This window comes from Cryobacterium lactosi, assembly GCF_004403945.1.
GTDB lineage: Bacteria > Actinomycetota > Actinomycetes > Actinomycetales > Microbacteriaceae > Cryobacterium > Cryobacterium lactosi.
This window is the reverse complement of record NZ_SOHM01000036.1, coordinates 22,865-35,149: the sequence shown is the minus strand read 5'-3', so window position 1 is coordinate 35,149 and position 12,285 is coordinate 22,865. Positions and strand designations below refer to the sequence as shown.

11 protein-coding genes are annotated in these 12,285 nt (G+C 65.6%); 9 read left to right on the top strand and 2 right to left on the bottom strand.

The features are described 5' to 3' along the window. Positions 1 to 56 precede the first annotated feature (56 nt). The 3 genes from mmsA (at position 57) to E3T61_RS22505 (ending at position 3,171) form a co-directional block, all read left to right on the top strand. The gene (gene mmsA / locus E3T61_RS17810; protein ID WP_134642199.1) at positions 57 to 1,586 is read left to right on the top strand and encodes a multiple monosaccharide ABC transporter ATP-binding protein; all 1,530 of its coding nucleotides are present in this window, start codon (positions 57 to 59) and stop codon (positions 1,584 to 1,586) included. Between the two features lie 33 nt (positions 1,587 to 1,619). After that, positions 1,620 to 2,861, top strand: a complete 1,242-nt coding sequence (gene mmsB / locus E3T61_RS17805) for a multiple monosaccharide ABC transporter permease (RefSeq protein WP_134642198.1) — start codon at positions 1,620 to 1,622, stop codon at positions 2,859 to 2,861. 184 nt (positions 2,862 to 3,045) lie between these two features. Then, on the top strand, positions 3,046 to 3,171 hold the full coding sequence (locus E3T61_RS22505) for a hypothetical protein (RefSeq protein ID WP_255455709.1): 126 nt from the start codon (positions 3,046 to 3,048) through the stop codon (positions 3,169 to 3,171). A 31-nt stretch (positions 3,172 to 3,202) separates the two neighbouring features. Here E3T61_RS22505 and E3T61_RS17800 read toward each other — a convergent pair whose 3' ends face one another. Together E3T61_RS17800 and E3T61_RS17795 are read right to left on the bottom strand one after the other, a co-directional pair. Continuing rightward, entirely contained in the window at positions 3,203 to 4,264 is a 1,062-nt protein-coding gene (locus E3T61_RS17800; RefSeq protein ID WP_134642197.1) for a LacI family DNA-binding transcriptional regulator, read from the bottom strand. 145 nt (positions 4,265 to 4,409) lie between these two features. Next, positions 4,410 to 5,966, bottom strand: coding sequence for a sugar ABC transporter ATP-binding protein (locus E3T61_RS17795; protein ID WP_241992660.1), 1,557 nt, complete (start codon positions 5,964 to 5,966; stop codon positions 4,410 to 4,412). 406 nt (positions 5,967 to 6,372) lie between these two features. Here E3T61_RS17795 and E3T61_RS17790 point away from each other — a divergent pair, with 406 nt between their 5' ends. The 6 genes from E3T61_RS17790 to nrdI all read left to right on the top strand — a co-directional run bounded on the left by E3T61_RS17790 (position 6,373) and on the right by nrdI (position 12,255). Further along, positions 6,373 to 7,368 carry an ABC transporter substrate-binding protein gene (locus tag E3T61_RS17790; protein ID WP_134642195.1) on the top strand — a complete coding sequence of 332 codons (996 nt, stop codon included), beginning with the start codon at positions 6,373 to 6,375 and terminating at the stop codon, positions 7,366 to 7,368. 115 nt (positions 7,369 to 7,483) lie between these two features. After that, positions 7,484 to 9,010 carry a sugar ABC transporter ATP-binding protein gene (locus tag E3T61_RS17785; protein WP_134642194.1) on the top strand — a complete coding sequence of 509 codons (1,527 nt, stop codon included), beginning with the start codon at positions 7,484 to 7,486 and terminating at the stop codon, positions 9,008 to 9,010. Continuing rightward, entirely contained in the window at positions 9,007 to 10,083 is a 1,077-nt protein-coding gene (locus E3T61_RS17780) for an ABC transporter permease (RefSeq protein ID WP_134642193.1), read from the top strand. Before E3T61_RS17785 ends, E3T61_RS17780 begins: the two co-directional genes overlap by 4 nt. Beyond that, positions 10,080 to 11,105 (top strand): ABC transporter permease subunit, encoded by a 1,026-nt coding sequence (locus E3T61_RS17775; RefSeq protein WP_134642192.1) that lies wholly within the window; start codon positions 10,080 to 10,082, stop codon positions 11,103 to 11,105. Before E3T61_RS17780 ends, E3T61_RS17775 begins: the two co-directional genes overlap by 4 nt. Positions 11,106 to 11,481: 376 nt before the next feature. After that, positions 11,482 to 11,715, top strand: coding sequence for a glutaredoxin-like protein NrdH (gene nrdH, locus E3T61_RS17770; RefSeq protein ID WP_066592430.1), 234 nt, complete (start codon positions 11,482 to 11,484; stop codon positions 11,713 to 11,715). Between the two features lie 78 nt (positions 11,716 to 11,793). Next, the gene (gene nrdI, locus E3T61_RS17765) at positions 11,794 to 12,255 is read left to right on the top strand and encodes a class Ib ribonucleoside-diphosphate reductase assembly flavoprotein NrdI (protein ID WP_134642191.1); all 462 of its coding nucleotides are present in this window, start codon (positions 11,794 to 11,796) and stop codon (positions 12,253 to 12,255) included. Positions 12,256 to 12,285: the final 30 nt, after the last annotated feature.

The window sequence follows — 12,285 nt, the reverse complement described above, 5'->3', positions numbered from 1 at the left end:
GCTCACGCCCCGCCGGCCGGTCACCACAACGGAATAGACCTCAGAAAGGAACGCACGTGACCACCAACATCCTCGAGATGCGCGGTATTACCAAGACCTTCCCCGGCGTCAAGGCGCTGCAGGACGTGACGCTCAATGTCGCTCGCGGCGAAGTTCACGCCATCTGTGGTGAGAACGGCGCGGGCAAATCCACGCTCATGAAGGTGCTCAGCGGGGTCTACCCCCACGGCACCTACACCGGCGACATCGTCTTCGAAGACGAGATCGTTGAATTCAAGGACATCAGGGACAGCGAAGCCAAGGGCATCGTCATCATCCACCAGGAACTCGCCCTGAGTCCCTACCTCTCCATCGCGGAGAACATCTTCCTCAACAACGAGCAGCGCGGCGCTCTGGGCTTGATCGACTGGAACAAGACCAACAGCGAAGCCGTCAAGCTGCTCGCCCGCGTGGGCCTGCGCGAGAACCCGACCACCAAGATCATGGACATCGGCGTCGGCAAGCAGCAGCTCGTGGAGATCGCCAAGGCCCTCTCCAAGCGCGTGAAGCTGCTCATTCTGGACGAGCCTACGGCCGCCCTCAACGACGAGGACTCCGACCACCTGCTCAACCTGATGCTGCACCTCAAGGGCCAGGGCATCACCTCGATCATCATCAGCCACAAGCTGAACGAGATCAAGAAGGTCTCCGACGCCGTCACGGTCATCCGCGATGGCAAGGCCATCGAGACGATCGCCAAGCAGGAGGTCACCGAAGACCGCATCATCAAGGACATGGTCGGCCGCGACCTCGAACACCGCTACCCGGATCACACGCCCAACATCGGCGAGGAGATCCTGCGGGTCGAGGACTGGACCGCTCACCATCCTCAGGATGCCACCCGGGTCATGGTCGACAACGTGAACCTGAACGTGCGCCGCGGCGAAATCGTCGGCATCGCCGGGCTCATGGGAGCCGGGCGCACCGAGTTCGCGATGAGCCTGTTCGGCCGCACCTACGGCAGCCGCATCAGCGGCAAGGTGTTCAAGGCCGGCAAGGAGATCAAGACCCGCACCGTGACCGAGGCGATCGACAACGGCATCGCGTACGCCACCGAGGACCGCAAGACCTACGGACTCAACCTCATCGAGGACATCAAGCGCAACATCTCGATGGCGTCCCTCGGCAAGCTCGTCAAGGGCGGGCTCGTCGACGACAACGAAGAGTTCAAGGTCGCCAACGAGTACCGCACGAGCATGAACATCAAGGCGCCGACCGTGCTGGCCAAGACCGGAAAGCTCTCCGGCGGCAACCAGCAGAAGGTCGTGCTGTCGAAGTGGATCTACTCGAACCCCGATGTGCTCATCCTGGATGAGCCCACCCGCGGCATCGACGTCGGCGCCAAGTACGAGATCTACGCGATCATCAACGCCCTCGCCGCACAGGGCAAGGGCATCATCGTGATCTCGTCGGAGTTGCCGGAACTGATCGGCATCTGCGACCGCATCTACACCCTCTCCGAGGGCCGCATCACGGGAGAATTCCCGATCACTGACGCCACCCCGGAGACCCTTATCAAGCACATGACCATGGAAAAGGCCCGTTAGCGTCGGCGCTATCGGAATAGGAGAAACGTCAAAATGAGTGATCTCGAAACCAAGCCGGCGAGCAACACGGCCGCAGGTGCACAAGTCAACCCCAGCAACTCCAAGGCGGGCCAGTGGGTCAGCCACGTCATCGCCGACCTCGGCAAGAACGGCATCTTCGTCGCTCTGATCGTGGTGGTCGTGCTGTTCAGCATCCTGACCGACGGCATCCTGCTGCGGCCGCAGAACATCTCGAACCTGATCGTGCAGAACGGGTACATCCTCGTTCTCGCGGTCGGCATGGTGATGGTCATCATCGCCGGCCACATTGACCTGTCGGTCGGCTCGGTCGCTGCCTTCGTCGGTGCCGTGTCCGGTGTCTTCGCGGTGACCTGGGGACTGCCCTGGTGGCTGTCGATCATCCTGTCGCTCCTGGTCGGCGCCCTCGTGGGTGTCTGGCAGGGCTTCTGGATCGCCTATGTGGGCATCCCGGCGTTCATCGTGACGCTGGCCGGCATGCTGATCTTCCGTGGGCTTGCGCTCGCGGTGCTCGGCAACGCCAACATCGGTTCCTTCCCGGGCGAGTACCGCGCCCTCGGCAACGGCTTCCTCACGGATGTCTTCGGCGAGTTCGAGCTGGACCCGCTGACCCTGGGTGTCGCCGCGCTGGCCATCATCGCCCTGATCGTGCAGCAGGTGCGCACCCGTCGCGGCCGTGCCTCGTACGGCCAGGAGGTGGAGCCGCTGGTGTGGTTCATCGGCAAGCTCGTGCTGATCACCGCCGGTATCGGCCTGTTCGCCTACGCCCTCGCCTCCTACAAGGGCATCCCGGTCACCCTGATCGTGCTGGCCGTGCTGGTGCTGGTCTACGGCGTCGTCATGAACCGCAGCGTCTTCGGCCGTCACATCTACGCCATCGGTGGCAACCTGCACGCCGCTGAGCTCTCCGGTGTGAAGACCCGCAACGTGACGTTCTGGCTGTTCGTGAACATGGGCGTGCTTGCTGCCCTCGCCGGCCTGATCTTCACCGCCCGCCTCAACCTGGCCGGCCCGAAGGCCGGTGACGGCTTCGAGCTCGAGGCCATCTCCGCCGCCTTCATCGGTGGCGCGGCCGTGCAGGGTGGTGTCGGCACCATCGGTGGCGCCATCATCGGTGGTCTGATCATCGGTGTGCTGAACAACGGCATGTCGATCATGGGCATCGGCATTGAGTGGCAGCAGGCCGTCAAGGGCCTCGTGCTGCTTCTCGCCGTGGCCTTCGACGTCTACAACAAGCGTCGCGCCGGCGGCCGCTAACTTCCACCTGGCCGCCGGCCCCGCATCCTCTCTACGGATGCGGGGCCGGCGGTCTTTCTGCGCCCGCCCCGCGCCGCCCCCCTCCCGCCCCGCACCGCACGCAACTTCGCGGCGCAGGTTCAGTGTCGCGGCGCACCTTTGGTGTCGTGGCGCAGGTTGGCGGATCTTCGAGCTGGGCTTCGAGGTGCCGGAACTGCAGGTGGGCTTCCCCGACATCCTGGGCGGCGACGTCTGGGCGGACTTCTTTTGGCGCCGGGTGCGCAAGATCGGTGAGTTCGACGGGTTCCTCAAGTACGGATCGGGGCCGTGATCCGTCGGCCCGAGTTCGCTGACGCTGTCGGTCAGGCGATGGCTGACCGGCGATCTCTGGCGGGAGGCTGGTTGTCATGTGAGCCGGGTGGGTGACTCCGGGTGGAGGCTCGCTCGATCAGTTCGGGGACCGACTGGCGAATGATCGAGTCGTCGTCGCCGCTGATCTGGTCCAGGAGCGCGCTGAGCAGGTCCCGGCCGATGCGCTCGAAGTCCTGCCGCACGGTGGTGAGCGGGGGAGCCAGGTATTCGGCCTCTGGGACGTCGTCGAAACCGATCACACTGATGTCGCCGGGAACCGATCGGCCCCGCACGGTCAGCGCGTGCATCAGGCCGATGGCCATCTGGTCGTTCGCCACGAAGACCGCGCTGAGGGTGTCGAGGTCGCACTCCATGCCGAACCGGTAGCCGGCCGACGGCGACCAGTCGCCCGTTCCGATCACGCGGGTGTCGAGCCCGCGGGAGGCGAGCTCGTCGCGCCAGCCCCGCTCGCGTTCCCGGGCATCGACCGAGTCCCGGGGCCCGGCCAGGTGTGAGATGTGCCGGTGGCCGAGTTCGGCCAGGTGCGCGACGGCGGTGCGGGCTCCGGTGTACTGATCGGCGCCCACCGTGGTGATGCCGGTGCGCGGCGTCGCCTCCAGCGCCACAACCGGGATGGCCAGTTCCATGCCGGCGACGACGTCGACGATGCCTTGGTGGCTGGTGATCACGGCGATCCCCTCCACGTTCTGGCGCAGGAACGCCTCGACCACGGCCCGGATGGACGCTGGTTCGCTGTCGATCATGCTGGCGGTGAACACCGACCAGGACGCATCCCGGGCCGCGGCGTTGAAGTAGAGCTGGGTGGACGACGGGCCGAACTCCGGCACACCCGTGGCCATCAGCCCGATCGTGCGGGAGCGCCGGGTGACGAGGGCGCGCGCGGCCGGAGAGGGCACGTACCGCAGCTTCTTGATCGCCTCTTCGACGCGCACCCGCGTGGAGGCCCGCACGTTGGGCAGGTCGTTGAGCACCCGGGAGACGGTCTGGTGGGACACCCCGGCGAGACGGGCGACGTCGAAGATCGTCGCCTGACGAGGTGTGTCCTCTCTCACTGGGTTCCCTCTTCCGGCGGCCTGCAACGCCCCGCGATGGCGGGGCCGGACGACTCACGCCGGAGGTGGACAGCCCCTGCCGAATCGTGTCCTAAAACGAACTGTAGTCGAGTGCCCGCGCGGTCAGGTGTCCCGCGCCGACCGGTCAGGGTGCTGCCCCCCGATCCCTCGGGTCGGCGATGCCGGCGCCCTCGCTGCCATCCTCGCCGCCGTCCGCGATGGCGGCGAGCAGCCGGCCGACGGTGAGGTCATTGTTGGTGAGGTCGCCGACCTTGCGGCGGTCCCTGAGCACCGCGACCCGGTGGCTGATCCGCAGGACCTCCTCCAGCTCGGCCGAGATGAACACCACGGCCAGCCCGTTCTCGGCCAGGTCGGAGACGAGCTTCTGGATCTCGGCCTTGGCGCCCACGTCGATGCCTCGAGTGGGCTCGTCGAGGATGAGCAGCCGCGGCGCGATGGCCAGCCAGCGGGCCAGGAGGACCTTCTGCTGGTTGCCGCCGGACAGGTTGCGCACCAGGGCGTTCGGGTCGTTCGGGCGGATGTTGAGGGCCTGGATGTAACTGGCCGCGAGTTCGTTCTGCCGCTTGCGGGGTATCCGGCGCGCCCAGCCCAGGTCGGCTTGCAGGGCTAACGCGATGTTGTCGCGGATGGTGAGATCGCCGATGATGCCCTCGGTGCGGCGGTCCTCCGACGCGTAGGCGATGCGCTGCCGCAGGGCGCTGCGGGGGCTCCGGAACCGGCGGAGCCGCCCGTCGACGCGGATCTCGCCGGTGTCGGGCCGATCGATTCCGGCGAGCAGCCGAGCGAGCTCGGTGCGACCCGAGCCGAGCAGGCCGGCGACACCCACGATCTCGCCCTCGTGCACCGACAGGTCCAGCGGGGTGATGCCGCCGTCGCGGCCCAACCCGATCGCAGTGAGCAGCGGCGGATCGACGAGCAGATTGTCTTCAAGGTCGCTCTCGCTGGTGCGGGCCTGGATATCGACGAGCACCGAGAGGTCCTTGCCGATCATCTTGTGCACAAGATCGATGCGGAGCAGCTCATCAGTGAGGTATTCGCCCACGAGCCGGCCGTCCCGCAGCACGGTGAGCCGGTCGGAGATCTCGTAGACCTGTTCCAGGAAGTGGGAGATGAAGAGGATGGCGACGCCGGACTCCTTGAGGCCGGCGATCACCCGGAACAGCTCGGTCACCTCGTCGTTGTCCAGGCTCGAGGTGGGCTCGTCGAGGATCAGCACCTTGGGCCGCACCACGATGGCCCGCGCGATGGCGACGAGCTGCTGCACGGCCGGGGAGTGGTCGGACAGCTGCGACGACGGGTCGATGTCGAGGTTCATGGTCTGCAACAGCTCGGCGGTGCGGCGCCTGGCGGCAGGCCAGTCGATGGTGCCCCACCGGCGCCGAGGTTCCCGGCCGAGCATGACGTTTTCGGTCACGCTCAGATTGGGCAGGAGGTTGACCTCCTGGTAGACGGTGCTGACGCCAGCGCGCTGGGCGTCGGCGGGCCCGGTGAAATGCACCGGAGCACCGTCGATCTCAATGGAGCCGTGGTCGATGGACTGAACGCCCGTCAGGGCCTTGATCAGGGTGCTCTTGCCTGCCCCGTTCTCGCCCATGAGCGAGTGCACCTCGCCGGGGAACATCCGGAAATCCACGTCGTCGAGGGCCCGTGCCCCGGGGAACTCCACGGTGATGCCGGTCATCCGAACCAGGGGCATGCGCTGCGGGGGTTCAGGCGCGCTCACAGCGCCCGCCCGGCCGCATGCGTGCGCCGGCAGGCAGCAGTGTCACTGCTCGTGTGCACTCTCCTGAACCTCCTCGTTCACCTGAATGTTAGGGTTCACAACCGGATGCCGCAACTGCGCGATCCCGCGCTCGGCTGCTGAGAAAAGGGCCTTGACAATCTGAATGAGCCAGTTGTAGCCTCCGGGTGACGCAATTGTGAAGGCTAACAATTCGTAAATGACGACGAGGTCAGCGATGACCGACCTGCACAGGTCGTCAAATTGTTAGCGATCACAGGAAGCTTTGCACCGAAGCCGAGTCCAGTTGGACGCATTCACACTGTTGACACGTAGATCGTGTCGGCAGATCTCAAGGAGGAGATCCATGGCACACACAGCACGATTCCGGGCATTCGCGGGTTTGGCCCTCGCCGGAGCGATGACACTGAGCATCACGGCCTGTTCTGCAGGCTCGAGCGACGAGGGGTCCGCCCCGGCGGGCGACGACATCGTCACCGTCGGCTTCGTTGCCGTCGGCCCCGAGGGCGGCTGGCGCACCGCGAACGAGAAGAACATCCAGGACTCGTTCTCGACGGAGAACGGCTTCGAGCTCAAGTACGCACCGGCCACCAACGGCGACCAGAACTCGCAGATCACCGCCTTCACGTCGTTCATCGACGAAGGCGTCGACGTGATCCTGCTCTCCGCGACCGAGGCCACCGGCTGGGAGGACGTGCTCACGCGCGCCCAGGAAGCCGAGATCCCCGTGGTGCTCCTCGACCGCGGCATCGAGCCGAACGACGAGAGCCTGTACACGAGCCGCATCGCGCCCGACAACGTGGGCATCAGCGCGTCGGCCGCCGAATGGGCCAACTCGCAGTTCCCGGATGGCGCCAACTACGTGGTCCTCGAAGGCCCGCCCGGCCTGTCGGTCGTGAACGACCGCAACAAGGGTTGGGACGCGAACGTGGCCGACAACCTGGTCAAGCTCGAGAGCCAGTCCGCCAACTGGTCCACCGAAGAAGCCAAGAGTGTCTTCGAGACGATGCTCAAGGCCAACGGCAACAACATCCAGCTCGTCTTCGCCCAGAACGACGAGATGGGCCTGGGCGCCGCCCTGGCCGTTGAGGAAGCCGGCCTCAAGCCCGGCACCGATGTGAAGATCATCACCATCGACGGCACCAAGGCCGCGCTCGAGGCACTCGCTGCGGGACGGCTCAGCTTCGTCGCCGAGTACAACCCGCTGTTCGGTGACGACGCCATCTCCGTGGTGAACGCCGCACTTGCCGGCGACTCCGTTGAGTCCAGCATCGTCGTGCCGAGCACGACGTTCGACTCCCCTGAAGCGGCCACCACGGCGCTGCCCGACCGCCAGTACTAGCTCTGACAGTGCCCGTTCCCGTGGCCGGTGCCACGGGAACGGGCACGAACATCCGTGGCAGGTGCCACGCAACTCAACGACGAGGCCGGCCGACCGGCAGAACGACCAGGCAAACATGGCAGCGACAGAGCCGATCGTCGAGATGGAGAACATCTCGATCGAGTTCCCGGGGGTCAAAGCCCTCCAGGACGTGAACTTCCGACTCTTCCCCGGCGAAGTGCACACCCTGATGGGCGAGAACGGTGCGGGCAAGTCCACCCTCATCAAGGCCCTCACCGGCGTGTACAAGATCGACTCCGGCAGCATCAAGGTCGCCGGCGGGCCCCGCCGGTTCACCGGAACGGCCGACGCGCAAAGTGCCGGCATCTCCACCGTGTATCAAGAGGTCAACCTCTGCGACAACCTCACCGTGGGTGAGAACGTGATGCTCGGCCACGAGGTGCACGGGCGGATGGGCATCAACTGGCGCAAGACCAACCTCGCCGCTCACGACGCCCTGGTGCGGCTGGGCCTGGGCGGTCTGGACCCCAAGGCCCCGCTCTCCAGCATCTCCCTCGCGCTGCAGCAGCTCGTCGCGATCAGCCGTGCCATGGTCACCAATTCCAAGGTGCTGATCCTCGACGAACCTACCTCGAGCCTCGACGCCAACGAGGTCGAAGGCCTCTTCGCCGTGATCCGGCGCCTGCGCGACGAGGGTGTCGCCATCCTCTTCGTCTCGCACTTCCTCGACCAGGTCTACGCCATCAGCGACCGGCTGACGGTGCTGCGGAACGGCGAATTCGTCGGCGAGCACATGACCCAGGACCTCTCCCGTGGCCAGCTCATCTCGATGATGATCGGCAAGGACGTCGACACCCTCAATTCCCTCGGCTCGAACCGCGGCCGGGCCGTGCACGCGGTGGGCGCGCCGTACTACAGCGCCACGAACCTCGGCCGGCAGGGCTCCATCGAACCCGTCGACATCGACGTGCACGCCGGCGAGGTGGTGGGCCTGGCCGGACTGCTCGGCTCCGGCCGCACCGAACTCGGCCGGCTGATCTACGGCGCCGACCGGCCCGACTCCGGCGACGTCACCATCGACGGCGTCGCGACCGAGGTGCACAGCCCGGTCGCCGCGCTGGCCCGCAAGATCGCCTTCTCCACCGAGAACCGGCGCGACGAGGGCATCATCGGCGACCTCACCGTGCGCGAGAACCTGATCCTGGCCGTCCAGGCCAGACGCGGCTGGGCCCGACCGCTGTCCCGCCGTGAACAGAACGAGATCTGTACGAAGTACCTCGTGGAACTGAACGTGCGGCCCGCCGACCCCGAGCGCGCCATCCGCAACCTCTCCGGCGGCAACCAGCAGAAGGTGCTGCTGGGCCGCTGGCTCGCCACCAACCCGGAACTGTTGATCCTCGACGAACCGACGCGGGGGATCGACGTGGGAGCCAAGGCCGAGATCCAGGAGACCATCGCCGCACTCGCCGAAGACGGCATGTCGGTGGTGTTCATCTCCTCGGAACTCGAAGAGGTCGTGCGGCTGAGCGAACGCATCATCGTGTTGAAGGACCACCGTAAGATCGGCGAGATCACCAACGGACCACTCGTCACCGCCGAAACCATCGTCGACATCATCGCTTCCGAAGGGAGCAGCGAATGAGCGCCCCCGTGTCGCGTCAGCCGTCAGCAGTGCAGTTCGTCACCCGGCTCTTCCACCAGCCCTACGTCTGGGCGATCGTGGCCCTGATCCTGCTGCTGGTGATCAACCTGACCAAGAACCCCGGCTACCTCGGGGTGTCCGTCAACCCCGCCACCGGCAACCTCTCCGGCAATGTCATCGACATCCTGAGGGCCAGCGCGCCGATCATGATGATCGCCGTGGGCATGACCCTGGTCATCGCCACCCGCGGCATCGACCTGTCGGTGGGTTCGGTGATGGCCGTGGCCGGCGCCGTCTCGATGGAGTTCATGAACAACGCCGGCACCGGCAGCTTCGGCACCGCGGCGATCGCCGTCATCCTGGCTCTGGGCATCAGCGCGGTGCTCGGCACCCTCAACGGCATCCTGGTGTCGATCGTGGGCCTGCAGCCGTTCATCACCACCCTGGTGATGATGCTCGCCGGCCGCGGCCTGGCCAAGGTGATCACCTCCGGGCAGAACACCTCCGCCACCAACGAATCGTTCCGCTGGCTCGCCAACGGCACCGTGCTGGGCTTCCCGGTGGTGTTCGTGATCGCAGTGGTGATCGTCGCCGTGCTCGCGGCGCTGGTGCGCCGCACCGCCCTGGGGCTCATGATCGAGTCCATTGGCATCAATCCCAAGGCCGCCCGGATGGCCGGCATCCGCCCGGTGGGCATCCTCATCTCCGTCTATATAGTGAGCGCCGTGCTCGCCGGCGTGGCCGGCATCTTCAGCACCGCCAGCGTCATGACCGTCGAGGTCGCCAAGACCGGCATGACCGCCGAGATGGATGCGATCCTGGCCGTCGTGATCGGCGGCACCTCGCTGGCCGGCGGCAAGTTCTCGCTGACCGGCAGCATCATCGGCGCCCTGCTCATCGCGACGCTCGACAAGACCATCGTCTACATGTCGATCCCGTCCTCGGCCACGCCGGCGTTCAAGGCCATCGTGATCGTGGTGATCTGCCTGCTGCAGTCACCGCGGGTGCGGGCACTGTTCAACCAACGAAAAGCCACGACCACCAGCACCCGGAAGGAAGCAGTGTCGGCATGACCACCACGCAGATCGACAAACCGGCCTCCTCGGCGCTGCTGTCCCGACTCAAGCCCAACCTGGAGACGCTGCCGACCCTCGCGGCCGTGGCGATCTTCATCGGCATGCTCATCTACGGTGAGATCGCCTACGGCCGGATCATGCAGTTCAGCACCATCTCCAACCTGCTGATCAACAACGCCTACCTCATCATCCTGGCGGTCGGACTCACCTTCGTGATCCTCACCGGCGGCATCGACCTCTCGGTGGGTGCGGTCATCGCCATCAGCAGTCTCGTGGGGGTGATGCTGGCCAACGCCGGCTGGAACCCGATCGTCGTGATTGTTCTGATGATCCTGATCGGGTCTACCTTCGGCCTGGCCTCCGGTGTGCTGATCCAGTACTTCAACGTGCAACCCTTCATCGCGACCCTGGCGATGATGTTCCTGGCCCGGGGTCTGGCGGCCATCCTGAGCACCACCCCGCAACGGCTGGAAGACGACTCGCCCATCCGCACCCTGTCAACGGAGTGGAAGGTCTACGACGGGCCCAAGATCAACGACCTCGTCACGACCCCTAATGTGCTCATCGCGGCCGTCGTCGTGATCGTGGCGTTCTTCCTGCTGCACCGCACCCGGTTCGGCCGCACCGTCTACGCGATCGGCGGCTCCGAGCAGTCCGCGCTGCTGATGGGCCTGCCCGTGGTGCGCACCAAACTGCTGATCTACGTCATCAGCGGCTCCCTCGCGGGACTGGCCGCCGTGGTGTACACGTCCAAGCTCGGTATCGCGCAGAACATCACCGGCGTCGGCTGGGAGCTCGACGCCATCGCCGCGGTGATCATCGGCGGAACGCTGCTGACCGGCGGCGCGGGCTTCGTGCTCGGTTCGGTGATCGGCGCCCTCGTGCTCGGCCTCATGAACGTGCTCGTCACGCGCGACGGCGGCATCCCGCCTGAGGCGACCACCATCATCACCGGTGGCATCCTGCTGGCCTTCGTGCTGCTGCAGAGAGTGGTCGTGTCGCGCAAGCGCAAGACCTGATTGCCGGCCGGGCCGTTTGCGACACTCCCGACGCGCCCGGCGCCGAATTCCACAGGTCGGAATCGTGGTGTTCTGCGACCTGTGGATAACTCTGTGCCCGCCCGCGTGATTCTGCGGCTTTTGCATGAGCTGCCCTGTTGACAACCGGTGGAATGTCGGTGGATAAGTACATAATTGTAATTCCCCCATGTAGTGGCCGTTCCCATTGGGGATCACTAGATGTAGTATTGAAGTCCAAGCAATCGCACAACGCCTGAATCTGAACTTCGCACCTCACGGGTGCATTTCCACCACATTTCCATCACGTCTTCACCACGGTTTTCGCACAGTAATGCCCACGGTCCTGAACGACGAGAACGACACGAGAGGCCTATCGATGGCAATCACCGTTTACACCAAGCCGTCCTGCGTGCAGTGCACTGCCACCTACCGCGCCCTGGACAACAAGGGCATCGAGTACAACATCCTCGACCTGTCGGCCGACGAGAACGCGCTCGAAGCCGTCAAGGCGCTCGGTTACCTGCAGGCGCCCGTCGTCATCACCGACGAGGACCACTGGTCGGGCTTCCGCCCCGACAAGATCAACGAGCTCGCCGCCCGCCTGGCGTAGCTATCACCGCGCCTGGGGGGCGCCGCCCGCCGAGCGCCCGATGGGGGCGTTCGCACAACTCGCACGAAAAGGGGACCCATGCTGCTTCAGGCTGATTCCACTCGCGAGTCCACCACGGGGAGCACCGGCTCCGCCGCGGTCGACATCATCTATTTCTCGAGCCTCTCCGGCAACACCAAGCGGTTCGTCGAGAAGCTCGGTCGGCCCGCCGCGCGCATCCCGCTCTACCCCAAGGATGCGCCGCTCGTCGCCGAGCGGCCCTATGTGCTCGTCGTGCCCACCTACGGCGGCGGCATCGAGGGGTCTGCGGTACCCAAACAGGTCATCCGCTTTCTGAATGACGAGCGCAACCGTGCGCTCATCCGCGGCGTCATCGGCGCCGGGAACACGAATTTCGGTGAGGCTTTCTGCCTCGCCGGGGACATCATCGCCCAGAAGTGCGGTGTGCCCCACATGTATCGCTTTGAAGTATTCGGCACCCCGGACGACGTAGCCACCGTTCACGAAGGATTGGAAGAATTTTGGAAGCAACAGCCGTGAAGGTCACCCCGATCAGCCCGCCCTCGGGTC

Coding starts and splice junctions, on each gene's coding strand:
- mmsB (WP_134642198.1), top strand. CDS start 1,620: ATGAGTGATCTCGAAACCAAGCCGGCGAGCAACACGGCCGCAGGTGCA.
- E3T61_RS17795 (WP_241992660.1), bottom strand. CDS start 5,966: ATGACCGGCATCACCGTGGAGTTCCCCGGGGCACGGGCCCTCGACGAC.
- E3T61_RS17790 (WP_134642195.1), top strand. CDS start 6,373: ATGGCACACACAGCACGATTCCGGGCATTCGCGGGTTTGGCCCTCGCC.
- E3T61_RS17785 (WP_134642194.1), top strand. CDS start 7,484: ATGGCAGCGACAGAGCCGATCGTCGAGATGGAGAACATCTCGATCGAG.
- E3T61_RS17780 (WP_134642193.1), top strand. CDS start 9,007: ATGAGCGCCCCCGTGTCGCGTCAGCCGTCAGCAGTGCAGTTCGTCACC.
- E3T61_RS17775 (WP_134642192.1), top strand. CDS start 10,080: ATGACCACCACGCAGATCGACAAACCGGCCTCCTCGGCGCTGCTGTCC.
- nrdH (WP_066592430.1), top strand. CDS start 11,482: ATGGCAATCACCGTTTACACCAAGCCGTCCTGCGTGCAGTGCACTGCC.
- nrdI (WP_134642191.1), top strand. CDS start 11,794: ATGCTGCTTCAGGCTGATTCCACTCGCGAGTCCACCACGGGGAGCACC.